21 protein-coding genes are annotated in these 22,338 nt (G+C 71.3%); 12 read left to right on the top strand and 9 right to left on the bottom strand.

The genetic code is table 11. The features are described from left to right. A complete protein-coding gene (gene cds1 / locus FXF65_RS04655; protein WP_148348457.1) occupies positions 1–1,098 on the bottom strand; it encodes an L-cysteine desulfhydrase Cds1 in 1,098 nt (365 codons plus the stop codon). Between the two features lie 80 nt (positions 1,099–1,178). On the opposite strand from cds1, the gene FXF65_RS45060 reads away from it, so the two are divergent. Then, positions 1,179–2,384 (top strand): hypothetical protein, encoded by a 1,206-nt coding sequence (locus FXF65_RS45060; RefSeq protein ID WP_246198355.1) that lies wholly within the window; start codon positions 1,179–1,181, stop codon positions 2,382–2,384. Here the strand turns inward: FXF65_RS45060 and FXF65_RS04665 are convergent. Next, positions 2,374–3,927, bottom strand: coding sequence for an ATP-dependent DNA ligase (locus tag FXF65_RS04665; protein WP_148348458.1), 1,554 nt, complete (start codon positions 3,925–3,927; stop codon positions 2,374–2,376). The genes FXF65_RS45060 and FXF65_RS04665 overlap by 11 nt on opposite strands. Positions 3,928–4,049: 122 nt before the next feature. On the opposite strand from FXF65_RS04665, the gene FXF65_RS04670 reads away from it, so the two are divergent. Continuing rightward, positions 4,050–4,829: a hypothetical protein gene (locus FXF65_RS04670; protein ID WP_148348459.1), complete on the top strand. Its 780-nt coding sequence runs from the start codon at positions 4,050–4,052 to the stop codon at positions 4,827–4,829. A 333-nt stretch (positions 4,830–5,162) separates the two neighbouring features. On the opposite strand, the gene FXF65_RS04675 is transcribed toward FXF65_RS04670, so the two are convergent. Together FXF65_RS04675 and FXF65_RS04680 are read right to left on the bottom strand one after the other, a co-directional pair. Further along, positions 5,163–6,023, bottom strand: coding sequence for an SDR family NAD(P)-dependent oxidoreductase (locus tag FXF65_RS04675; protein ID WP_148348460.1), 861 nt, complete (start codon positions 6,021–6,023; stop codon positions 5,163–5,165). 46 nt (positions 6,024–6,069) lie between these two features. Then, positions 6,070–6,705 carry a TetR/AcrR family transcriptional regulator gene (locus FXF65_RS04680; RefSeq protein WP_246198356.1) on the bottom strand — a complete coding sequence of 212 codons (636 nt, stop codon included), beginning with the start codon at positions 6,703–6,705 and terminating at the stop codon, positions 6,070–6,072. An 84-nt stretch (positions 6,706–6,789) separates the two neighbouring features. Here FXF65_RS04680 and FXF65_RS04685 point away from each other — a divergent pair, with 84 nt between their 5' ends. After that, complete coding sequence (locus FXF65_RS04685) at positions 6,790–8,253, top strand: flavin-containing monooxygenase (protein WP_148348461.1); 1,464 nt, start codon at positions 6,790–6,792, stop codon at positions 8,251–8,253. 17 nt (positions 8,254–8,270) lie between these two features. Here the strand turns inward: FXF65_RS04685 and FXF65_RS04690 are convergent, their stop codons facing one another. Both FXF65_RS04690 and FXF65_RS04695 read right to left on the bottom strand, forming a co-directional pair. Next, positions 8,271–8,918 (bottom strand): TetR/AcrR family transcriptional regulator, encoded by a 648-nt coding sequence (locus FXF65_RS04690; RefSeq protein ID WP_148348462.1) that lies wholly within the window; start codon positions 8,916–8,918, stop codon positions 8,271–8,273. A gap of 81 nt (positions 8,919–8,999) precedes the next feature. Further along, positions 9,000–9,842 (bottom strand): NAD-dependent epimerase/dehydratase family protein, encoded by an 843-nt coding sequence (locus FXF65_RS04695; protein ID WP_187412094.1) that lies wholly within the window; start codon positions 9,840–9,842, stop codon positions 9,000–9,002. 303 nt (positions 9,843–10,145) lie between these two features. On the opposite strand from FXF65_RS04695, the gene FXF65_RS43495 reads away from it, so the two are divergent. Next, a complete protein-coding gene (locus tag FXF65_RS43495) occupies positions 10,146–11,381 on the top strand; it encodes a hypothetical protein (protein ID WP_187412095.1) in 1,236 nt (411 codons plus the stop codon). A gap of 36 nt (positions 11,382–11,417) precedes the next feature. Here the strand turns inward: FXF65_RS43495 and FXF65_RS04710 are convergent, their stop codons facing one another. From FXF65_RS04710 to FXF65_RS04720, 3 genes are all read right to left on the bottom strand, one after another. After that, entirely contained in the window at positions 11,418–12,077 is a 660-nt protein-coding gene (locus FXF65_RS04710) for a TetR/AcrR family transcriptional regulator (protein WP_148348465.1), read from the bottom strand. Positions 12,078–12,153: 76 nt separating this feature from the next. Beyond that, entirely contained in the window at positions 12,154–12,996 is an 843-nt protein-coding gene (locus FXF65_RS04715; RefSeq protein ID WP_148348466.1) for an aggregation-promoting factor C-terminal-like domain-containing protein, read from the bottom strand. A 152-nt stretch (positions 12,997–13,148) separates the two neighbouring features. Next, complete coding sequence (locus FXF65_RS04720) at positions 13,149–13,754, bottom strand: MarR family winged helix-turn-helix transcriptional regulator (protein ID WP_148348467.1); 606 nt, start codon at positions 13,752–13,754, stop codon at positions 13,149–13,151. A 354-nt stretch (positions 13,755–14,108) separates the two neighbouring features. Between FXF65_RS04720 and FXF65_RS04725 the strand changes: the two genes are divergently transcribed. The 8 genes from FXF65_RS04725 to FXF65_RS04760 are packed head-to-tail and all read left to right on the top strand — an operon-like array spanning position 14,109 to position 22,327. Next, complete coding sequence (locus tag FXF65_RS04725) at positions 14,109–14,912, top strand: MlaE family ABC transporter permease (RefSeq protein ID WP_148348468.1); 804 nt, start codon at positions 14,109–14,111, stop codon at positions 14,910–14,912. After that, positions 14,912–15,766: an ABC transporter permease gene (locus FXF65_RS04730; RefSeq protein WP_148348469.1), complete on the top strand. Its 855-nt coding sequence runs from the start codon at positions 14,912–14,914 to the stop codon at positions 15,764–15,766. The genes FXF65_RS04725 and FXF65_RS04730 overlap by 1 nt, the downstream gene beginning before the upstream one ends. After that, the gene (locus FXF65_RS04735; RefSeq protein WP_148348470.1) at positions 15,763–16,836 is read left to right on the top strand and encodes an MCE family protein; all 1,074 of its coding nucleotides are present in this window, start codon (positions 15,763–15,765) and stop codon (positions 16,834–16,836) included. Before FXF65_RS04730 ends, FXF65_RS04735 begins: the two co-directional genes overlap by 4 nt. Beyond that, positions 16,833–17,912 carry an MCE family protein gene (locus FXF65_RS04740; protein WP_246198357.1) on the top strand — a complete coding sequence of 360 codons (1,080 nt, stop codon included), beginning with the start codon at positions 16,833–16,835 and terminating at the stop codon, positions 17,910–17,912. The genes FXF65_RS04735 and FXF65_RS04740 overlap by 4 nt, the downstream gene beginning before the upstream one ends. Then, on the top strand, positions 17,912–18,934 hold the full coding sequence (locus FXF65_RS04745) for an MlaD family protein (RefSeq protein WP_148348471.1): 1,023 nt from the start codon (positions 17,912–17,914) through the stop codon (positions 18,932–18,934). Before FXF65_RS04740 ends, FXF65_RS04745 begins: the two co-directional genes overlap by 1 nt. Continuing rightward, the gene (locus FXF65_RS04750; protein ID WP_148348472.1) at positions 18,934–19,953 is read left to right on the top strand and encodes an MCE family protein; all 1,020 of its coding nucleotides are present in this window, start codon (positions 18,934–18,936) and stop codon (positions 19,951–19,953) included. The genes FXF65_RS04745 and FXF65_RS04750 overlap by 1 nt, the downstream gene beginning before the upstream one ends. Then, positions 19,953–21,032 carry an MCE family protein gene (locus FXF65_RS04755; protein ID WP_148348473.1) on the top strand — a complete coding sequence of 360 codons (1,080 nt, stop codon included), beginning with the start codon at positions 19,953–19,955 and terminating at the stop codon, positions 21,030–21,032. Before FXF65_RS04750 ends, FXF65_RS04755 begins: the two co-directional genes overlap by 1 nt. After that, complete coding sequence (locus FXF65_RS04760; RefSeq protein ID WP_148348474.1) at positions 21,029–22,327, top strand: MCE family protein; 1,299 nt, start codon at positions 21,029–21,031, stop codon at positions 22,325–22,327. Before FXF65_RS04755 ends, FXF65_RS04760 begins: the two co-directional genes overlap by 4 nt. The last annotated feature ends 11 nt before the right edge of the window (positions 22,328–22,338 follow it).

The following is a 22,338-nucleotide window of genomic DNA, read 5'->3' on the forward strand; positions in this document are numbered from 1 at the left end:
TCACGGGACCGTCGGCAGGTCGCCGGTCTTGAGGAAGGCGTCCAGCGCGGCCCGGTAGGGCGCTATGTCGAAGCCCTGCCCGGCGAGCCAGTCGTCCGACCCGTAGGTGCCGGTGTAGCGCTCGCCGCCGTCGCAGATCAGCGTGACGACGCTGCCGCGCTCCCCGCGCGCCCGCATCCCCGCGATCAGCTCCGCCGCGCCCCACATGTTCGTGCCGGTGGAGCCGCCGACGTCCCGGCCGCTGACCTCGCTCGTCCAGCGCATCGCCGCGATGGACGCCGCGTCCGGCACCCGGATCATCAGGTCGATCACCGTCGGCAGGAAGGACGGCTCGACGCGCGGCCGCCCGATGCCCTCGATCCGCGAGCCCGCCGCCGTCCGCTCCGGGTCGCCGTCGGCGTACGAGCCGTGGAACGCCGAGCCCTCCGGGTCGACGACCGCGAGCCGCGTCTGGAACCGCCGGTACCGGACGTACCGGCCGATCGTCGCGGACGTCCCGCCGGTGCCCGCGCCGACCACCACCCAGGACGGCTCCGGGAACCGCTCCAGCCGCAGCTGCTCGAAGATCGACTCGGCGATGTTGTTGTTGCCGCGCCAGTCGGTGGCGCGCTCGGCGTAGGTGAACTGGTCCATGAAGTGGCCGTCGCACCCGGCGGCGAGGCGCCGCGACTCGGCGTAGATCGACGACGGGTCGTCCACCAGGTGGCAGCGCCCGCCGTAGAACTCGATGAGCTGGATCTTCTCCGGGCTGGTGGACGCGGGCATCACCGCGACGAACGGCAGCCCGAGCAGCCGCGCGAAGTACGCCTCCGACACCGCCGTCGACCCGCTGGACGCCTCGATGATCGTCGTCCCCTCGCGGATCCAGCCGTTCGCCAGCCCGTACAGGAACAGCGACCGCGCCAACCGGTGCTTGAGCGACCCCGTCGGATGGACGGACTCGTCCTTCAGGTACAGGTCGATGCCCCACTCGGGCGGCAGCGGGAACACGTGCAGGTGCGTGTCCGCGCTCCGGTTGGCGTCAGCATCGACAAGCCGAACGGCCTCAGCAACCCAAGCCCGCCCGCCCGGATCACAACGGTCAACAATCCGATCCAAATTGGGCCCCCCGACGTCTCATCAGGGGTCCCACGATATCCGTGCATGTCGCCGGGCATCATGGAGGCTGCGGGGGGCAGATGATCGAGATGTTCGACGAGCGGATCGTGGAGACCGGGCGGCTGCCGCTGTTCGGCTTCTTCGTCGCGTTCATCGTCACGTTCGTGTTGACCAGGGTGAACGTCCGGATGATCCGGGCGAACGTGCGCTGGTTCCGGAACGTGACGGCCGGAGACGTGCACATCCACCACGTGGTGTTCGGGGTCGTGCTGATGCTGGCGGGCGGGGTGGCGAGCCTCGCCGTGCCGGACGGGCACGTCCGACTGGAACTGGCCGCGGCCATCGTCTTCGGGATGGGCTCCGCCCTCGTCCTGGACGAGTTCGCCCTGATCCTGCACCTCAGCGACGTCTACTGGACGGAGAAGGGCCGCGCGTCCGTCGACGCCGTGTTCGTCGCCATCGCGGTGACGGGGCTGCTGCTGCTCGGCGTCCGGCCGTTCGGGTACGACGGGCTCGGGCTCGACCCGGGCGGCGTCGCGCTCAGCCGCCTGTACGCGGCGTCGCTCGTCGGCAACCTCGCGCTGGCGGTGATCACGCTGCTCAAGGGCAAGATCTGGACGGGCCTGATCGGGCTGTTCGTGCCCGCGCTGCTGGTCGTCGGGGCCGTCCGGGTGGCGCGGCCCGGGTCGCCGTGGGCGCGGTGGCGGTACGACGCGGGATCGCGCCGGTACCAGCGGGCCGTCCGGCGGGAGAAGCTGTACCGGCGGCCGCTGATCAACGGGAAGATCTGGGTGCAGGAGTTCATCGCCGGACGGCACGACCTGATCCCGCCCGAGCTGCTGCAACGCCGCGCCGACACGGCCGAGCGGGCCCGCCGCAGGCTGCGCGGCGGACGCTCGCCCGCGCGTGCCCGGCGGCGCGCCGCCGCCCGCGCCGAACGCCGCGCCGCCGCCCGCTCGGACCGGCGCGCCGCCGTGCGCCTGGAGCGCCGGGCCGACGCCCGCGTGGGACGCCGGTCGCCGGGCCGCCGCACCGGACGCCGCAAGGCGGCCTGGGCCGAACGCCGCGCCGAGGCCCGCGAGCGGCGCCGCGCCCTCACCCGGAACCGCGGGGTCGCCAGGGAGCGCGGGAAGCCCGCGTCGTCGCGGCTGCGGATGCGCGCCGCGTCCCGGCGGGCGCGCCGCCCCGTCCCCGACGAGGACTCGCCGCCGCCGACCCACACCCACGCCGCCGGCGGCGCCGCGCGGGTGGGCGAAGAGCGCCAGGAACCGTCCGCTAGTCCATGACGGGCGCGACCGCGCGGACGGTGTCGATCGTGTCGGCCTCCGCCGCCGACTTGTCGGGGCGGTAGCGCAGCACGCGGGCGAACCGCAGCGCGATGCCGCCCGGGTAGCGGGGGCTGCGCTGGACGCCGTCGAACGCGATCTCGACGACCAGCTCGGGACGGACGTGGACGGTCCAGTCGTCCTCCCGCACGGCCAGCTCGCGCAGCTTCGCCGTCTGCCAGGCGAGCAGCTCGTCGGTGAGCCCCTTGAACGTCTTGCCGAGCATGACGAACCCGCCGGTCTCGGGGTCGCGGGCGCCGAGGTGCAGGTTGGACAGCAGCCCCTGCCGCCGCCCGTGCCCCCACTCGACGGCGAGGACGACGAGGTCGAGCGTGTGCCGGGGCTTCACCTTGACCCAGCCCGCGCCGCGCCGCCCGGCCGTGTACGGGGTGTCGAGGGACTTGACGACGACGCCCTCGTGGCCGCGCGCGACGGCCTCGTCGAACACCTCCTTGGCCCGCGCCGGGTCGGCGGTGACGACGCGCGGCATGCGCAGCCCCTCCGGGACGACCTCCGCGAGTGCCGCGTTCCGCTCCGCGCCCGGCGCGTCGAGCAGATCGTGCCCGTCGAGGTGCAGCACGTCGAACAGGAACACCGCGAGCGGCACCGTGCCCTTCCCCTTGCCGCGCCCCCCGGGACCCGCGTCGGTGGCCGTGCGAGTGGCCGTGCGGGCGGAGGTGATCTGGAACGGGTGGGGGCTTCCGTCCGGGCGGAGGGCGATCAGTTCGCCGTCGAACACCGCGTCGCGGACGGGCAGCTCCCGCACCGCCGCGACGACCTCGGGCAGCCGGGAGGTGATCTCGTCGAGCGTCCGGGTGAACACCCGCACCTCGCCGCCGGACACGTGGATCTGCGCGCGGATGCCGTCGAGCTTCCACTCCACCGCGGCCTCGGCCTTCAGCTTGCCGAACGCCTCGTCGACGTCGGGCGCGGACGCCGCGAGCATCGGCTTGATCGGGCGTCCGACCTCCAGGGCGAAGCCGCGCAGCCCGGCCACCCCGTCGGCGAGCGCGGCCGTGGCGACCGGGCCGAGCGAGCCGCGCAGCATGACCGCGCGCCGCACCTCCGCCGACGGCACCTCGGCCGCCGCCGCGATCGCCTCGGCCATCACGCCGTCCAGCGCGCCCTGCCGCAGCTCGCCCGCCAGCAGCCTGATCAGGAAGTCCTGCTCGGGACGGGTGGCGCGGCCGAACAGCGCCGCGACCAGTTCGCGCCGCCGGGCCACCGACCCGGCCCCGGACACCGCGCCGATCCCGGTGAACGCCGCGTCGACCGCGAGCACGGTCAGCGACGGCTCCGGCGCGGGCGGCGGGACGTCGCGCAGCGCCGCGTAGCCCACCCCGATCTGGCGCTGCGGCAGCTCGCCGGACAGGTAGGCCACCACGATCGCCGCCTCGCCGGGTTCGGCCGCGCGCAGGCACTCCGCGAGCGACGCCACCTTGGCCTTGCGACCCGAGGTCGCGGCGACGTCCGCCGAGGTCCGGGCGATGTCCGCGATCAGCATCCCTCCATTGTGACCACGGGGTATGACATCGGGCCCCGCCAGGGGGCCTGGTCAGCGGGCGCGGACCTTACTACCTTGACGGGTGGCGGACCGGGAAGCGCACGGGGGAGGGGGAGCGGGGTTTGGGCCTTCAGCGTCCTCCGGACCCGTTCGACCGGGTCTATTCCGCGCCCGAGCCGCCGTCGCCGGGTCGCCGCCGCCGGTCGCGGCGGGTCGCGGTGCTGGTGGCGGTCGTCGCGTTCGGCGCGGCGGCGGTGGCGGTGTTCCTGCTCGCGCCCGTCCGGGGCGGCGGGGACGGCGCGGCCGTGCGCCCCACCCCGTCCCGCGCGCCCACCGACGACGGCACGCCCACCGCCGAGAGCACGCCCACGGACGGCGAGACGCCCGCGGAGGGCGGTGGCCAGGTCGTCAAGGCGCTGCCCGCCCCCTGCGGGACGGTCTCGCAGCGCACCGTCGACAAGACCGTCCCGAAGGCGACGCGACGCGAGAGCGCGAACTCGACGCTCACCACCTGCACCTACTCCTCCACCGGACGGGACTTCCGCTGGCTCCGCATCGAGGCGCACCTCTACGCGCCCGGCGACACCCCGAACCCCGTCCGCGACGCCGAGAGCTACTACGACGCGCAGTGGACGCAGGCGCACCACGCCCCGCTCGTCCGGACGATCTCCCTGGAGCCGCACAAGGGCCTCGGCGACGAGGCGTACCGCTGGTTCAAGGCGGACGAGGGCCAGCCGACCGTCGTCGGGCAGGTGACCGCCCGGATCCGCAACGCGGTCTTCACCGTCAGCTACAGCGAACGCGCCCCCGCCAAGGGGCGGCAGGACGAACGGAAACGCGCGTGTCTCGCCAAGGCGACCGACGTCGCCGTCGAAGTTATGACGGCGCTAAATCATTTCTGACCTGAATCGGCCGATCACGGCATACCTTCTGTCAGTACCTTCTAGGGTGATTCGGTAATGGGGCGGGTGTGCGTCGGTCTTGCTCCCGGACCAGGCCAGGTGATCGGCGTGCTCGCACAGCCCGGGGAGGAGGAGGTCGACGTCGTGACCGTGCAATCGGTAGGAGTGTCCTGGGTCCGGTGAGCCCAGGTCAGTAACCTCTCACGTCGACGGGCCGCGGAGTGGACCACCGCTCCGCGGCCTCCTCGGTTCCGGGTGGTGTACCAATGCCTACCATTTGTGAACCATTTTCTACTCCCCGTTCGGAAACCGGGAAATGGCCGCCGAATGCCATTAGCCGCGGGGCGCGGGGATTCGCGCCAGCAGGCGCAGGGAAGCGGGCGAGACCCTCGACAACGTCCGCAGGAGATGGCCCTCGGCGGTGACGGGCACCACCGGCCTGTTCTTCACGATGGCGTTGACGATCCGCTCCGCGACCCGCTCCGGCGGGTAGTTGCGCGCCTTCAACGCCTTGAGGCTCCGCTGCCGCGTCCGCTCGCCGGCCTCCTCGTCGCCGACGAAGGTGCCGTTCGCGACGATGTCGGTGGTGACGAAGCCGGGGCAGACGGCCGTGACGCCGATGCGGGAGCTCGCGAACTCGGCGCGCAGGCACTCGCTCAGCATGAGGACGGCGGCCTTCGTCGTGCAGTAGGCGGGCAGCGCCCGCGTCGGCGTGTACGCGGCGGCGGACGCGATGTTGACGATGTGCCCGCCGAGGTTCGGCTTGTCCGGCTTGTTGGGGAGGGTGTGCACGCGGTCGTGCATCTGCTTGCCGAACAGCCGCGAGCCGTGGACGACCCCCCACAGGTTCACGCCGACGATCCGGTCCCAGTCGTCCAGGGACGTGTCGAGGAACGAGCCCGCGACTGCGATCCCGGCGTTGTTGACGACGATGTCCGGTGCGCGGTGGGCCTCCTTCACCGCGGCCGCGAAGCTCTCCATATCGGCGGCGTCCGACACGTCCACCTGGTAGGCGGTGCCGCCCGCGCCGACCGACTTCGCGAGCGCGGCGGTGCGCTCGGCGGCGGCGAGGTCGATGTCCGCGGCGACGACGTTCGCGCCGCGCTCGGCCAGCGCGAGGGCGGTCGCCCGGCCGATCCCGCCGCCGGCTCCGGTGACCACGGCGAGTGCTCCGTCGAACTGCGCGAGTGGCATGCAGACCTCCGAGGAATCCGGACGGAATGGAGTGATCCAACCGTACTCAGCGAGCGTCCGGAGTGCGTTCCGCGGCGTCCGGGAGGTAGGGGCCGAGGCCGCTCCAGCAGAAGTCGGTCATATGGCGGGCGGCGTCCTCGGCCGACACCTCGGGGCGCCGCGCCTGCCACTGCGCGAGCCGTTCGCTGCCGCCTAGGATGATCTGTGTGAACGCCTCGATCACGGTGGCGGGCGCGGCCGGCGCGAACGCGGTCAGCACCCCGGCGATCAGCGTGCTCTGCTGCTCGCGCGTCGCCTCGATGGCCTCCGCCGTGGACGGCGGCGCGGACGGCGACCCGCCCAGCAGCATCGCGAACGACCTGCTGTGCGCCTCGACGAACCCGAAGTAGGCGAGCATGCCCTGCCAGAGGATCTCGCGCGGAGTGCTCGCCCCGGCCATCGCCTTCCGCGTGACGTCGAACAGCTCGGCCTTGGAGCGCCCGATGCAGGCGAGGAGCAGGCCGTCCTTGGAGCCGAAGTACTCGTAGAGCATCGGCTTGGAGACGCCGCAGCGCTCGGCGATCTCGTCCATGGACGTGGCCTGGTAGCCGCGGTCGCCGAAGACCTCCTCCGCCACGTCCAGCATCTGCCGCTCGCGCTCGGCGCGGGACATGCGCCGCCGTCGCGGTGTGGTGCTGCTCACAGGAGAATCCTAGTCATTGGACCTACCGTCAATAACCTACTCCCGGTAACTTACCCGGAGTAGGTTACGCGAGAGGGATGGATCATGAGCGAGCGCGCCCCGGCGATCGTCGTCATCGGCTCCGGCTTCGCCGGCCTCGGCATGGCGATCAGGCTCAGGCAGTCCGGCTTCCACGACTTCGTCGTCCTCGAGAAGAGCCAGGCCCTCGGCGGGACGTGGCACGACAACACCTATCCGGGCTGCGCCTGCGACGTCCCCTCGCACATGTACTCCTTCTCCTTCGAGCTGAACCCGGGCTGGTCGCGGATGTTCGCCCCGCAGCCCGAGATCCGCGCCTACCTGGAGCGCACCGCCGACAAGTACGGGGTGCGCGAGCACATCCGCTTCGGCGCGGCCGTCGACTCGATGGAGTACGACGACGGCGCGCGGCGCTGGAAGGTGACGCTCGCGGACGGGACGGTCCTCACCCCGAAGGCCGTCGTGTCGGGGATCGGGGCGCTGCACGTCCCCTCCTATCCGGACCTGCCGGGCACGGAGCGGTTCCGCGGCGCCGCGTTCCACTCCGCCGAGTGGGACCACTCCTACGACATGACCGGCAAGCGCGTCGCCGTGGTCGGGACGGGCGCGTCCGCGATCCAGTTCGTCCCGAAGCTCGCAGAACAGGCAGGGAGCCTGGTCGTCTTCCAGCGGACGCCGCCGTGGGTGCAGCCGAAGCCCGACCAGCCCATCCCGAAGCCCGTCCGGACGGTGTTCAAGCACGTCCCGGGCACGGCGCGGGCGTTCCGGGGCGCGATCTACTGGGCGCTAGAGGCGCGCGCGGTCGGGTTCACGATCGACCCGCGGCTGTCCGGCGTCCAGGACGCGATCGCCCGCCGCCACATCAAGGCCCAGATCGACGACCCGGAACTGCGCGCCAAGGTCACGCCCGACTACACGATCGGCTGCAAGCGGATCCTGCTGTCCAACGACTACTATCCGGCGCTCGCGCGGCCGAACGTGGAGCTCGTGACCGATGCGATCACCGAGGTCCGCGAGCACTCCGTCGTCACCGCCGACGGGCGCGAGCACGAGGTCGACTGCATCGTCTACGGCACCGGCTTCAAGGTCACCGACGCGCTCACCGACCTGCGCGTCACCGGGCGCGGCGGCGTCAAGCTCCAGGAGATCTGGGCGGACGGCATCGAGGCGCACCGCGGCACGACGATCCCCGGCATGCCCAACTTCTTCATGCTGCTCGGCCCGAACACCGGCCTCGGCCACACCTCCGTCGTGTTCATGATCGAGGTGCAGATCCAGCACGTGCTGAGCTGCCTGCGCCTGCTCCAGGAGTCGGGCGCGGACACCATCGAGCCGAAGCCGGCGGCGGCCCGCCGCTTCAACGACCGGGTGCAGCGGCGGCTGCGCCGCGCCGTGTGGAACGAGGGCGGCTGCAGCAGCTGGTACCTGGACGACGAGGGCGTCAACCGGACGCTGTGGCCGGGCCACACGTTCGAGTTCTGGGCCGGGTCCCGCAAGGCGAAGCCGGCGGAGTACGAGCTGGCCCCCTGACCGACCGGCTCCCTGAGCTACTTGGCGGGCGCGAAGATCGGGCGGAAGCCCGAGATGAGCTGGCGGACCACCGGACGCTGCTCGGCCGGGGTCCGCCCGCGCAGGTCGTGGATCGGGTCGAGGCCGTCGTAGTACGGGGCGAGCGCGAGGAACGGCAGGATCGTCATCAGCCACGTCGCGAGGACGGCGAGGTCGGCGTCCTCGCGGATCTCGCCCCGCTCCCGCCACAGCTTCAGCGTCGGGTGGATGACCTGGAGGTAGTGCTGGTTGGCCGTGTCGCGGACGACGGACCGGACGCTGTTGTCGAGCTCGAAGTTCGTCGCCGCGGTGACGCCGCGCTCCAGCGGGTGGTCGGCCATGTACTCGGTCCAATCGCACAGGACGTCGAACAGCCACTCGTCGAAGGACTGCTCGAAGTCGACCCGCGCGATGCGGCGCTCCATCTCCTCGCGGACCCGGCGGGACGCCTCGTCGCAGACGAACGCGTAGAACTCCAGCTTGTCGCTGAAGTACTGGAAGAGGGAGCCTTTGGCGATCCCCGCCTCGCGCGCGATGGTGTTGAGACTGCCCGTCGAGTACCCGTTCTCGCCGAATTCCCGCATCGCCACTTCGAGTACGCGCTCGCGCTTGGCGACATTGAGGCGGAACCAGGTCGACGTTGGCATGGACCCCTTCGACTTTCCGTCAGGAACCGGTAACCCGAAGGTCAGGATAACGGTCCATCGCGTCCAGTGTGACCCTAAACATCACCCGTCCCCCTCCGAAACGTCGGAGAGGTACTTGAGCGTGTACGCGGGCGACGCGAAATCGCCGCCCTGCGGCACGTCGGGGCCGACGAACGTGTCCGGGACGCCGTAGGACGCGGCGTCGTCGACCGGCGCGTAGCCGAGGCGCTCGTCCAGCTCCCAGAAGCGGCGGGCGTTGTCCGAAACCGCGTAGGCGGCGAGGAACCCGGGTGCCGGGACGGTCAGCGCCGCCAGCACGAAGCCCGCGCAGTCCCGGTGGCTGAGCCAGGTGGCGAGGTGCCGGGGCTCGCTCGGACGCGCTTCGAGGCTGCCGATGCGCAGGCACACGACGTCCAGGCCGAACTTGTCGGCGTAGAGGCGGCCGAGGGCCTCGACGGCGACCTTGCTGACCCCGTACAGGCCGTCAGGTCTCGGCGGCATCACGGCCGAGACATTTTCGGTCGACCGGTAAAGACCGGTCAGTCGGTTGCTGCTCGCGAGGACGACGCGCGGCACGCCCGCCGCCCGCGCCGCCTCCAGGACGCGCTGCGTGCCGAGAATGTTGCCCTCGACGAGGTCGGGGAAGGGCGCCTCGTCGGGGACGCCCGCCAGGTGGACCACCGCCTCCGGGGGGTGCGGGGGGCCGCCCCCCACTGGAGAGCCCGCGTTTGCGCCGCCGACGACCCGCGCTGCCTCCGCCGGGTCGGACAGGTCGGCCTGGAACACGGCCTCGTTCGGGGCCTCGGCGTCGAGCGGGACGCGGTCGACGAGCACCAGCCGCTCGGCCGCCGCGCGCAGCGGGGCGCGTACCGCGGCACCGACGCGGCCCGCCGCGCCAGTCAGCACGATCGTCCCGAGGGTCATGTCCAGCAGTGTGGCACCCCGGCCGCCATCATGATCAATTGGGGTCCGATCTCGGGTGATCTGGTGGGGAAATGTGCGCGGCGGAGGTCGTGAGCTTTGCTCACGTTTTGTGATCATGAAAAAGGAGGGCATAGCGAGGTTTAATGATCAATGTCATGGCAATCCAGGAATTCGGGATGACCGTAGACGGGTGGCTGACCTGGGGTGCGATGGACGGGGTTGATTCGCGTCCGGGGCGCATGCTTCCATCCAATTCGGCATAATTCGCGGAGACGGCCGCGACGCGGTGGAGGTGCGTTCAGGGTGCGCTCACGATCGGCGGGATCGATCCTGGCTGGACTGGGCGCGGTGGCGCTCATCGGCACGGCGACGCCGCCGGTGACCGCGGCGGAGCCGACGGCCGACCCGAGCGGCGGCGCGTCCGGGACGCCGAGCGGGTCGCCGAGCGATCCGCCGGGCGGCACCCCGAGCGAGACGCCCAGCGACCCGCCGAAGACCGACCCGCCCAAGACCGACCCTCCGAAGACCGACCCTCCGAAGACGGACCCGCCCAAGACGGACCCGCCCAAGACTGATCCGCCTAAGACCGATCCTCCGAAGACGGATCCGCCGAAGACCGATCCACCCAAAACCGATCCGCCCAAGACCGACCCGCCCACCACTCCGCCCACGAAGCCGCCGACCACCGGGCGGCCGACCAAGCCGCCCGCGAAGCCGCCGACCAAACCGAAGACGCCCGTGCTGTCGCTCGGGCTGACGGTGTCGTCGGCGACGGTGCGTCCCGGCGGATCGGTCACCGCGACCGTGAAGGTGGCGTCCGCGAACGCGACGGCGACGGGCGCGGTGCTGCGGCTGTCGGCGTCCGGCGGCTCGGTCGGGCCGCCGACGCGGAGCCTCGGCGGCGTCGGGGGCGGCGGCGTCTCGGCGCAGGCGACGGTGCGCGCGCCCTCTGACGCGAAGCCCGGCGTGATCACGCTGCGCGCGGACGTGTCGGCGGCGAAGGCCAAGGGCGCGTCCGGCGCCTACAAGCTGATCGTCACGGACCCGGGCGGCGCGCCGCCGCCCGGGGTGAGCCTCGCGAACCTGCCGCCCGGCGTCCCGCCGCTCACCCCGTCCGGGTTCGACCCGCTGGCGGGCGTCGAGATACCGCAGGTGGCGCTGCCTCCGGTGGCGCCGCCGCAGGTCGCGCCGGAGCAGGCGACGGGGCCGTTCGTGCCGGTGGCGAGCCTGCACACGCTGCCCGGGAAGCCGTTCACCCTGAACGAGTTGGGCGCGCTCCAGGCCGGGTTCCTCGCCGCGATGTCGTCGGCCGTGACGCTGCTGCTGCTCAGGCTGCGGCTCGCGCGCCGGGCCGCGCGGCGGCGGGACGCCGTCCGGCCGGGACCGGTGCTCGTGCCGCGTGCCGCGCTGCCGCCGCGCTCGGTCCGGCGGCGGCTCGTGCCCGCCGGACGGCCGCTCACCGCGGCGCGGCTGCGCACCCTGCCGCCGCAGCCCGCGCACGTCCGCTCGGTGCGGATGGTCTGGACGCCCGCCCGGTGACGCCGCCCGCCCGGTGACGCCGCCGGTCCCGGCGGCTCAGCGGGCGAGCCGGATCAGGATGCGGCACACCTCTTCGATGATCTCCGTCGCGTCGGCCTCGCTCTCGGCCGTCGCGATCTCCCGCCCGGCCTCGCCGATCACCGTCGTGAGGACGAGGCTCAGCACCTGCTCGGGACGTCCCGCGGGCGCCCCGCCGGACGGGCCGCCGAGCAGCTTCGTGTTCTGCGCGATCCACTTCTGCGCCCGGCTGCGCCGCATCAGCGACGACCCGGACGGCCCCTCCCCGGCGAGGAACAGCCGCGCCGCGTCCCGCCGCTCCCAGCACACCCGCAGGTAGGCGCGGGCGCCCGCGATGAACAGCGCGATCGGGTCGGCCTCGCCGCCCTTGCGCGCCGCCGACACCGCCTGCGCCGCGCTCGCCTCCTGCTCGGCGGACAGCTCCTCCCACAGCGCGACGTACAGCCCGGCCTTGCCGCCGTAGTGGTGGTAGAGGCTGCCGACGCTGATCCCGGACCGCTCGACGATCTCGGCGATGCCCGCGTCCGCGTAACCGCGGTCGGCGAACACCTCGAGCGCCGCGGACAGCAGCGCCTGCCGGGTCGCGTCGGCCCGCGCCCACTGGCGTCCGCCGCCGGAGTCGCCGCCGCCCGAGCCGTCGTGCGCCCCGTTCGCCTGCCGCGCCCTGCCCGTCCGCATCCCACCATGGTGCCAGGCCGCGTCCGCCCGCACCCGCGTCGCGCGGCTCAGAACAGGCGGGTCGAAAACGGGAGGGTCAGTACCAGTGGTGGGACGACCACCACGCCCATGCGCCGCACGGGTCGGTGTAGCGGGCCTTGATGTAACCGAGCCCCCAGGCGATCTGCGTCGGGGTGCTCGTACGCCAGTCGGGTCCCGCGCTCATCATCTTGGAGCCGGGCAGCGCCTGCGGGATGCCGTACGCCCCGCTGCCGGGGTTCTCCGCGCGCTCGTTCCAGCCGCTCTCGTGGTTCCACAGCGTCAGTAGCGACGACCAGCAACGCCCCCATCCCTTGAGGGCGTTCATCTTCTTGCCGTAGTCCTTGTTCTGCCCGGCGCTCGGGTTCATCTTGGCGAGCCGCTCGCGCTCCTGCTGCTCCTTGAGCTTCGCGCGGGCCGCCGCGTCGCGCTTCGCCTGCTCCTTGAGCCGCTTCAGCTCGCGCTGGTGCAGTTCGTACGCGCGCTTCTTCGCGGCGGCGATCGCGTCGGCGGTGACCGCGTCCATGTCGGACGCCGACGTCAGCTTGGCGAGCATGTCGTTGGTCGACAGGTCGGGGGCCGCGGCCTTCGGCGGCTTCGTGCCGCCGTCGACGAAGCGCCCGATGTCGACGAGCACGACCGCGGCCGCCAGCGCGCCGATCGCCACGATCATGATCGTGACGTTGCTCGTGAGCATCCGCCGCAGCCGCCGTCCCCCGGACGGACGGTCGTCCAGCGGGTCGGACGGCTCGCGCGGAGCGGGCACCCGCGGTTCGCGGTCGTCCCGGACGCCGCCGCGTGCCTGGTCGGACCCCGGTCCCCGTGTCGCGCGCCGCGCGCCGGAACGGGCGCGGCCGGCGGGGGCGGAGGGACGTCTGCGCGTGCCGTGACTCTGTGGCATAGGAGAAGACTGCCTTATCGCCCGGGGTCCTGTCGTCAGAGGACGGCGGCCGTCGACGACCGGCCGCCGTCCGCACGGCGAGTACCGTCTGCTGAGCAAGTACGGGGACAGAGTGGCACAAGGTTCACCCGCCGCGCCTTTCGTTCCGTCCCTTATCCGCGTTGTTCGTCCGGATTCAGCAGTTCGACGTCGCCCGCCGCGAGCCGCGCCGGCTGCAGCGCCTCGAACAGGTCGCGGTGCATGTCGTCGAAGACGGCGAGCGCGCCGTCCGGCGCCTCGAGCGCGAGGGCGACCTCGTTGGCCCGGTCGCGTCCGGCGGGGGTGATCCGGACGAGCGTCGCCCGCCGGTCGCGCGGATGCGGCGTCCTGGCGACGAACCCGGCCGCCTCCAACTGGTCGACCGTCAGCTTCACCGTCGTCGGGTGCACCATCAGGATCCGGCCGAGCGTGCTGAGCCTCGCCTGCCCGCGGGTGGTCAGGGCGAGCGTGGTCAGCAGGAAGTAGCCGGTCCGGGAGAGGTCGAGCTCCTTGAGCTCGGCGTCCAGGGCCTTCTTGAGAAGCTGGTTGAGCCGTCCCACCGCGCAGATCGCCATGAACGGCCAGGGGCCGCCGCTGAGGCCCTGGGCCTCCCAGCGGTCCCGGACGCCCATGACCAGCGGGTCCACGCCGTCCGCCGGATCGCCCGCGAAGTCCTCCGGATCGCCCGCGAGATCCTCCGCGACGTCAGCGGTCGCGTCGGCGGTCACGTCAGCGGTCATGTCGTCGTCGTCCTGTCGCGCCTCTGTTGCACCGGCCGATCGTAGCTTCGGACAAATCCCTTATGTAAGTACTCGCTTCTTAGACCTTCTTCCAATAGAGTGCCTCAGATCACAGGCGGTGCCCGAGTGCTTGCCAGGGCGCGGGTGCCGCGTGTGATCCCGGTCTCGGCCGAGACCACGGTGGCGCGCGAACGAGCAGTACGCGGCGCCGCCGTGCCCGGCGACGACCGGAGCATCGGATGAGCGCCGACGTCCGAGAACGAAGGAGGCTGGTATGTCCCTTCACGACCCTCCCGCGGAGGGAACCGGGTCCCCCCGGAGCGGCCCGCCCCGTCCGGCGGAGGACGGCGGCTGATGGTCGCGAGCCTGGCCAAGGCCCCCGACCTCGCGCGCAGGCGGTTCGGACGCGCGCTCGACGAGACCGGCCTGCTGTGCGTGACCCTCCTCGAAGGACTGCGCCGCACCTGGGACCTCCGCCAGTGGTGGGGCGAGTTCGTCGAGCAGTGCTGGTTCCTCGCGCGCGTGACGAGCGTCCCGGTGATGCTCATCGCGGTGCCGCTCGGCGCGACCATCTCGCTGCAGGTCGGCGACATCGCGCGGCAGCTCGGCGCGCAGTCCGGCACCGGCGCGCTGCTGACCGCCGCGATGATCCAGCAGGTGGCGCCGCTCGCCGCCGCGCTGCTCGTGTCCGGCGTCGGCGGGTCGGCGATCACGTCCGACATGGGCGCGCGCAACATCCGCGACGAGCTCGCCGCGATGGAGGTCATGGGCATCAACCCCGTCCACCGCCTGGTCACCCCCAGGCTGTGGGCGGCGAGCACGGTGTCCGGCCTGCTCTGCTCGGTGGTGATCCTGGCGGGCGTCGTCGGCGGCTACTACTTCAACGTCATCCAGCAGGGCGTCAGCCCCGGCGCGTTCTTCGACGGCGCGACGACGCTGCTCCAGTTCTCCGACCTGGTGATCACGCTGTTCAAGGCGTGGGTGTTCGGGTTCATCGCCGCCGCGGTCGCCTGCTACATGGGCATGAACTGCGACTACGGCCCGGTGGGGGTGGGCCGCGCGGTGAACCGCGCGGTGGTGGTCACCTCGATCGTGGTGTTCGCGACGAACTACATCCTCACCATGCTCTACCAGGTCCTCTTCCCACCGAGGTTCTGATGGTCGCCATCTCCCCCGTCCGCAGGTTCGGGCGGGCCGTGCGGGGCCGGACCGCCGGGCTCATGCCCTCGGCCGACCTGCCGGTCTTCCTCGGCCGCGTCCTGTACCACCTGTTCGTCGACATCATCCTGCGCCGCAAGTACGGCAAGACGCTCGCGAAGCAGGTCAGCGACATCACGGTCGGCGTCGGCGCGCTCGTCATCGGCGGCGGCATGATCTTCGTGATCGCGACGATGTCGCTCGCCACCGGCGCGATGGTCGGCCTCCAGGGCTACCCCGGGCTGGAGCGCATCGGCGCGGAGGCGTTCACCGGGCTCGTGTCGTCCTACTCCAACGTCCGCGAGGTCACCCCGATCATCGCGGGCGTCGCGCTGGTCGCGCAGGTCGGCACCGGGTTCACCGCCGAGATCGGCGCGATGCGGATCTCCGAGGAGATCGACGCGCTGGAGGTCATGGGCATCAACTCGCTGGCCTACCTCGTGTGCACGCGGGTGGCCGCCGGGGTCATCGCGCTCGTGCCGCTCTACCTCGTCTCGCTGTTCATGGCGTTCTGGGCCACCCGGTTCATCACGATCCAGTACTTCGGTCTGTCGCCCGGCATCTACGACTACTACTTCCACCTCTACCTCCCGCCGATCGGCGTCTTCTACAGCGTCATCAAGGTGGCGGTGTTCGCGTTCATCATCATGTTCATCCACTGCTACCGCGGCTACTACGCGGCGGGCGGCCCGGTGGGCGTCGGCGTCGCCGCCGGGCGCGCCATCCGGGAGTCCACCATCCTGATGATCCTGATGAACCTGGTCCTGTCGTACATCTTCTGGGGCCACGGCAGCACGGTGAGGTTGACCGGATGAGCGACGAGACACTGTCCGCCCGCTCCCGGACGATCTTCGGCCTGGTCGGCGCCGGGGTCATCGCGGCGGCCGCGGCGTTCGTCGCGCTCGGGTCGACGCAGTCGCACGAGGGCTCCACCTACTACGACGCGAGCTTCGGACGCGCCGGGCAGGGCCTCGACCCCGGCAAGTCGGACGTCAAGGTCCGCGGTATCGCGGTCGGCGCCGTCGACAGGATCACGCTGTCCGGCGACGGGCGCGTCAACGTCCGGTTCCGGGTCGACAAGGGGGTCAAGGTCGCCGACACGGCGGTCGCGTCCGTCGAGCCGATCTCGGTGTTCGGCCCCAAGGACCTGACGCTCGAACTCGGCGCGCACGAGCTGACCGGCCCCTACCTGAAGGACGGCGGACGGGTCGTGAAGACGCACGACCCGGAGGAACTGTCCGACACGGCCTGGCCGACCTATCAACTGACCAAGGCCATCGACCCGGACGAGGTCGGCACGATCCTGCACGTGTTCGGCTCCGGACTGTCCGGCCAGGGCCCCGCGCTGCGCCGGACGATCGGCAACGGCGCCACCGTCATCGACGCCACCCACAAGGACAGGGCCGCGATCCAGGCGCTGCTGAACGACATCAACGGCCTGTCGGGCACGTTCGCGTCCCGCGGCGACACGATCACCGGGCTCGCGGGCGACTTCAACCGGCTGTCGAAGGTGGTCAGCGACCGTCCGGACAAGGTGTCGCAGCTCCTCGACCAGTCGAGCCGCCTCGGCGACACCCTCGGCACGAGCCTGCAGCAGCACGGCCGCAACCTCGGCTCGATCATCGACACGGGCGGGCAGGTCGCCGCCGTGGTGAACGGACGCCGCCGCGACCTCCCCGTCCTGGAGGACAGCCTCACCGGGTTCTTCGGCCTGCTGTCGCAGATCATCCGCGTCCCCGGGCCGGAGGGCACGCTGATCGCGCAGGCCCGCGACGACCTCCCGCTCGACATCTGCCAGATCCTCATCGACATCTGCCCCGTCAAACCCGCGCGGACGGCCTTCGACACGCCGCTCCCCGGCGCGGGCGCGGGCGGGCGGCCGTGAGCCCGCGCCTGCGCGGCAAGGCCGCGCGCGGCCCCGAGTACGCCACGATCGTGAAGTTCCTCGCGTTCGTGGCGGTGACCGGGCTGCTCACCTTCTACATCGGCCAGCAGATCCTCGGCACGAGCTTCACCCCCCGCTACCGGCTGACGGCGACGTTCGACGACGTCACCGGCCTGCTGGAGGGCGACGCGGTGAAGGTCGCCGGGACGCCCGTCGGCCAGGTCAAGGGCATCAAGGTGGTGCGCGGCAAGGCCGTGGTCGAGCTGGCGGTCGACAAGGACGTGCGCGTCCCGTCCGACTCGACGGCCGCGATCCGGTGGCGCAACGTGATGGGGCAGCGGGTCGTCTACCTGGAGCCGGGGACGAGCCGGTCCAAGCTGGGCGACGGCGACCGGGTCCCGCGCACCCGCTCGGTCGTCGACCTCGGCGACATCGTGAACAGCCTCGGGCCGCTGACCCGCAACCTCGACCCGAACCAGCTCAACAAGATCCTGTTCTCGTTCTCCCAGGCCCTGGACGGCAACGAGCAGAACATCTCGCTGCTGACCGACAACCTGGACGCGCTGCTCCAGACCTTCGCCGCCCGCAAGAACACGATCAAGGGAATGATCGGGGACTACGAGACGGTCAGCGCGGCGGTCGCCACCCGCGACCGGCAGATCGCCGCGAGCATCGACAACCTCGCGTCGCTGACGAAGGTCTTCGCGAACAACCGGCGGCTGCTGGAGAGCGCGGTCGTGGAGATCTCCGGCGTGACCACCAACCTCAACCAGGTGCTCGGCGGCAACGACGCGCAACTCGCCCGCATCATCGGCAACCTCGGAAAGTTCGCCGAGACGTTCCGCCTGAACGTCGACAATCTGGAGACGATGGTGCGGCAGTTGCCGCTGACGCTGCGGCAGCTCTTCGCGTCCGCGAACGGCGGCCACTACCTGCGCACCAACGCGCTCTGCCTGAACATCATGCAGGGCCCGTGCCCGTTCCCGATGCAGCTGCCGAAGTCGCCCGGCGCCGGGTCGCCGTCCGCGGACGACCTCGCCAAGCTCAAGAAGATGCTGCTGGGGGTGGGCGGCTGATGGCCCTCAAGTCGCTGCGGGACGTCGACCAGAAGCTCGTCGCGATCGTCACCCTCGCCGCGCTCGCCGCGGGCTGCGTGTTCGCGTTCGCGGTCGGCCAACTCCACCTGTTCGAGCGCGGCTACACGATGAGCGGCGAGTTCACCGACGCCGCCGGGTTGAAGAAGGGCCAGGACGTCCGCGTCGCGGGCGTGAAGTCGGGACGGGTCACCTCGGTCGAGCCCGACTTCCGGCGCGGCAAGATCATCGTGACCTGGCACGTCGACTCGGGAATCGACCTGGGGCCGAAGACGCGGGCGGAGATCCAGACGACGACGCTGATGGGCGGCCGGTACCTGCGGCTGTCCGGACCGGTCGCGAAGCCGTACATGGCGGACGTCCCCGAGTCGCGGCGGCGGATCCCGCTGACGCGCACGAGCGTCCCGTTCACCGTCCCGGACGCGCTCGAAGGCGCGCAGAACATCGTCGGCACGCTCGACCAGCGCAGCATCGACAAGCTGCTCACCGAGGTCACCGAGATCAAGTCGCCGGGCGCGGTGAAGCTGCGCCGCGTCCTCGTCAACGTCCAGGACCTGTCGCGGATGCTGAACGACTCCTACCCCGAGGTCCAGAAGCTGATCGAGAACAGCAACACGATCACCGGCACGCTCGCCGCGAAGGACGCGAAGCTCCGCGAGATCCTCGACGCCAGCCAGGTATTGCTGCGGACGCTCGTCCAGCGGCGCAACGAGCTGGCCGCGACGATCGGGCAGGGCAACCGCACGGTCCGGACGCTGTCGAACGTGATCTCCCGGAACCAGAAGGAGATCGACTCGCTGCTCGACAACCTGCACCTGCTGACCACCCGCCTCGCGCCCAACATGGACGCGCTGAACGCCGACTTCTCGCTGCTCGGCCCGACGTTCCAGCAGGTCGCCAACCTCAAGGGCAACGGCCAGTGGATCGAGGGCGTGCTCACCGGGCTCGGCCCGCTGCAACCGCCCGGGCCGATCTCGACGCGACGCCAGCAGGGAGGCGGCTGATGAGGAGGACCGCCGCCGCGCTCGGGCTCGCCATGGTGGCGTCGCTCGGTGGGTGCTCGGCCGTCCCGTCCGGCGGGGACGGGCGCACGATGGTCGTCTACGTGCCGAAGGCCCGGTCGTTCTACCCGGAGTCGAAGGTCAAGGTGATGGGCGCGGACGTCGGCCTCGTCGACAAGGTCGAGAACCAGGGCTACAAGGTGAAGGTGACGTTCCACCTGCGGCGGGACGTCCCGCTGCCGCGCGGGGTGCAGGCGTCGATCGTCCCGCTGAACCTGATCGGGGAGCGGAACCTCGTCCTGCATCCGGCGTGGCATCCGGGCGAGCCGAAGGAGACCGCGAACGTCATCCCGATCGAGCGCACCCACGTCCCCGTCGAGGTGGACGACGCGCTCAGCTCGTTCACGAACCTGGCGAACGCCCTCGACCCGACGAAGATGCGGACCGCGCTCGGCAACGCCGCCGACACGGTGAACGGCAACGGCAGGGAGTTCAACGCGACCCTCGAGCAGAGCGCCCGCCTGGTCGAGAACGTCGCCGGGCAGGACGAGGAGCTGATCGAGGTCGCGCGCAACCTCAGCCGCCTCGCCGGGGTGGTGCGCGGGCGCGAGCAGGTCCTCGGCACGGTGATCCGCGACTTCGGCGAGGCGAGCCGGGTGCTCGCCGACGAGCGCGGCGACCTGCAGCAGCTCATCGACGGCGTCCTCGAACTGGCGAAGAACGGCGACAAGCTGCTCAAGAGGTACAAGGGCAACCTGCCGTACGACCTGGCCGTCCTGACCCGGACGGCGCTCGTCCTGAAGGGCGACTCGAAGGAGATAGCGCAGCTGCTGCACGTCCTCCCCGGCATCAGCGAGGCGCTGATCGGCGGCTACAACCCGAAGAACAAGTCGCTGCAGATCCGGTTCGCCACCGACGCCTTCCTGCGGACGTGGCTCAAGGGCCTGATGAACAGCGACAACGTGGGCTGCCCGCTGCCCAAGCCCAACTCCAACTGTCCCTGGCAGAACGGAGCCAACTGATGGGCCGCCGAATCGTCGCCGTCCTCGTCATGGTCCTCGCGGTCGCGGGCTGCTCGTACAAGACGGCGGGCTCGCCGGGCGGCGGCCTGAAGCTGACCGCCACGTTCGACGACGTGCAGGGGCTCGTCGCCGGGCACAGCGTGAAGATGTCCGACATCACGATCGGCAGCGTCACGAAGGTCGAGCTGGCCGGCTACAAGGCGCGGGTGACGCTGTCGATCGAGGACGACGTCCGGGTCCCGAAGGGCACCAGGGCCGAGATCAAGGTGACGTCGCTGCTCGGCGAGAACTACGTCGACCTGCGGATGCCGCCCGGCGCGCGGATGGACCGGGGCCCGTTCCTCGCCTCCGGCGACCGGATCACCGAGACCAGCGTCCAGCCCGCGTTCGAGCAGGTCGTCGGGCAGGCCGGGCCGCTGATCCAGAAGCTCGCGGGCAACGACGTGGCCGCCGTCGTGAACGCCGGGGCCACCGCGCTGGACGGCAACGGCCACAAGCTGAACAAGACGATCGCGCAGACGAGCGACCTGCTCCGGATGTTCGCCGAGCAGCGCCGCGAGCTGGGCGAGTCCGTGGACCGGTTCGCCCGGCTCGGCCGGTCGCTGGCCAAGGGCTCGGACGCGCTCGACGAGGCCCCCGGCCGCCTGGAGCGCACGACCCGGATGCTGGACGACGACAAGTACAAGATCATTAAAACGGTCGACCGGCTGACGAAGATGGCGCGCGAGCTGAACGACAAGGTGCTGGAGGGGCGCATCCGCCGGTTCCGCGCCCTGCTGAACGACGTCGACCCCGTCCTGCGGCAGCTCGGCAACGACCGCAAGCGGCTCACCGCCCTGGTGGACGGCCTGGTCGAGTTCAGCGACAAGCTGCCGAAGGCCAGCTACGACGGCCAGCTCCTGCTGTACCCGATCGTCCGGATCGTCTGGCCGGACGGCACGCCGATCTTCCCCGGCCTCAGCGCCCCGCCGAAGACGAAGAAGGCGCCCGGCGCGCGGCAGGACGGGACGCCGAAACTCCCGAAGGAGCTCGAAGGCGCCCTGCCCGACCTCGACGAGATCCTGGGAGGACGGGGATGAGCCGGCGGCTGACGATCAACCTGGCGGTCTTCGCCGGGCTCGCCGTGCTGATGGCGGTGTGGGCGTTCAGCAACGTCATCCGGTTCGACTTCATCGACCGGCCGTACCACATCACGGTGGAGTTCGAGTCGTCGCCGGGCCTGCACCCGAACTTCGAGGTCGACTACCTCGGCCTGCGGGTCGGCAAGATCGACTCGGTGAAGCTGGCGAAGGACCGGGTCGTCGTCCGGCTGGACATCGACCGCGGCGTCAAGATCCCGCAGGGCGTGCGGGCGGCGGCGGCCCGCAAGTCGGCGGTCGGCGAGCCGGTGGTCGAGCTGACCCCGGGGCCCGGCAGGGCCGGGGCGCCGCCGATGCGGCCGGGCACGGTGATCCCGGTGTCGCAGACCAAGGTCCCGCCCAAGTACGGCGACCTGTTCGGCGCGGTCATCGACACGCTCAAGGCCATCGACCCCGACGACGCGAAGGTGCTCACGCACGAACTGGCCGAGGGCTGGTCCGGACGCGAGGACTCGCTCCGCCAGATCATCAACGGCGGCGACGACCTCACCAAGACGTTCGCGGAGAACACCGAACTGCTTGACGGCCTCACCAAGGACCTCGGCCGCGTCACGAGGGTGCTCAACCAGAACCGCGGGTCGCTCGGCGCGGGCGTCGACAATCTTGCCGCGCTGATCCAGGCGCTCAGCCAGGTGCGCGGCCAGATCGCCGAGCTGCGCGACCGGGGGCCCGGCCTGCTCGACACCGTCAACGACCTGCTGGACAAGACCGAACCCGACTTCGGCTGCGCCGTGGACGCGCTCGGCACGTGGGGCCTGTCCCGCTACAACCCCGACTACCTGAACGACCTCAGCAACACGTTCAAGTACGCGCCGCAGTTGAAGGTCGTGCTGGACAACGTGATCGGGGTCGACCAGGGCAAGCCCGTCCTGAACGTCGTCTTCCAGGTGACGTTGAAGAAGCTCGCGACGGTCGAGTACAAGTACCCGCTGGCGCAGCCGCGGGTGAACAAGGTGCCGACCTGCCCCGGCGGGCGGATGCCCGCCGACACCAGGCAGAAGCCCTACAAGGCGAAGGATCCGGGCGAGACGATCCCCACCCACAATCCTTCGCTCGACCAGAAGAACCTGCAGGCCAGGAAGGCCGCGAACAACGGCGACGGGCCTTCCGGCGGGCCGCCGGCGTGGCTAGTGTACGTGCCCCCGGTCATCGCCCTGCTGGTGCTGATCAGGGTCATGATGGGCTCGGTGCCCGTGGTGTCCCGCCTTGCCCGGCTGCGTCGGCGCAAGGACTGACCCCAACCGCG

The sequence above is a fragment of the Actinomadura syzygii genome (genome assembly GCF_008085905.1).
In the GTDB taxonomy this organism is placed as follows: Bacteria; Actinomycetota; Actinomycetes; order Streptosporangiales; family Streptosporangiaceae; genus Spirillospora; species Spirillospora syzygii.

Bases quoted from the DNA above. Each gene is read 5' to 3' on its own strand.
- FXF65_RS45060 (WP_246198355.1), top strand. From the start codon at position 1,179: ATGATCGAGATGTTCGACGAGCGGATCGTGGAGACCGGGCGGCTGCCG.
- FXF65_RS04665 (WP_148348458.1), bottom strand. From the start codon at position 3,927: ATGCTGATCGCGGACATCGCCCGGACCTCGGCGGACGTCGCCGCGACC.
- FXF65_RS04675 (WP_148348460.1), bottom strand. From the start codon at position 6,023: ATGCCACTCGCGCAGTTCGACGGAGCACTCGCCGTGGTCACCGGAGCC.
- FXF65_RS04685 (WP_148348461.1), top strand. From the start codon at position 6,790: ATGAGCGAGCGCGCCCCGGCGATCGTCGTCATCGGCTCCGGCTTCGCC.
- FXF65_RS04690 (WP_148348462.1), bottom strand. From the start codon at position 8,918: ATGCCAACGTCGACCTGGTTCCGCCTCAATGTCGCCAAGCGCGAGCGC.
- FXF65_RS04695 (WP_187412094.1), bottom strand. From the start codon at position 9,842: ATGACCCTCGGGACGATCGTGCTGACTGGCGCGGCGGGCCGCGTCGGT.
- FXF65_RS04710 (WP_148348465.1), bottom strand. From the start codon at position 12,077: ATGCGGACGGGCAGGGCGCGGCAGGCGAACGGGGCGCACGACGGCTCG.
- FXF65_RS04715 (WP_148348466.1), bottom strand. From the start codon at position 12,996: ATGCCACAGAGTCACGGCACGCGCAGACGTCCCTCCGCCCCCGCCGGC.
- FXF65_RS04720 (WP_148348467.1), bottom strand. From the start codon at position 13,754: ATGACCGCTGACGTGACCGCCGACGCGACCGCTGACGTCGCGGAGGAT.
- FXF65_RS04725 (WP_148348468.1), top strand. From the start codon at position 14,109: ATGGTCGCGAGCCTGGCCAAGGCCCCCGACCTCGCGCGCAGGCGGTTC.
- FXF65_RS04730 (WP_148348469.1), top strand. From the start codon at position 14,912: ATGGTCGCCATCTCCCCCGTCCGCAGGTTCGGGCGGGCCGTGCGGGGC.
- FXF65_RS04735 (WP_148348470.1), top strand. From the start codon at position 15,763: ATGAGCGACGAGACACTGTCCGCCCGCTCCCGGACGATCTTCGGCCTG.
- FXF65_RS04745 (WP_148348471.1), top strand. From the start codon at position 17,912: ATGGCCCTCAAGTCGCTGCGGGACGTCGACCAGAAGCTCGTCGCGATC.
- FXF65_RS04750 (WP_148348472.1), top strand. From the start codon at position 18,934: ATGAGGAGGACCGCCGCCGCGCTCGGGCTCGCCATGGTGGCGTCGCTC.
- FXF65_RS04755 (WP_148348473.1), top strand. From the start codon at position 19,953: ATGGGCCGCCGAATCGTCGCCGTCCTCGTCATGGTCCTCGCGGTCGCG.
- FXF65_RS04760 (WP_148348474.1), top strand. From the start codon at position 21,029: ATGAGCCGGCGGCTGACGATCAACCTGGCGGTCTTCGCCGGGCTCGCC.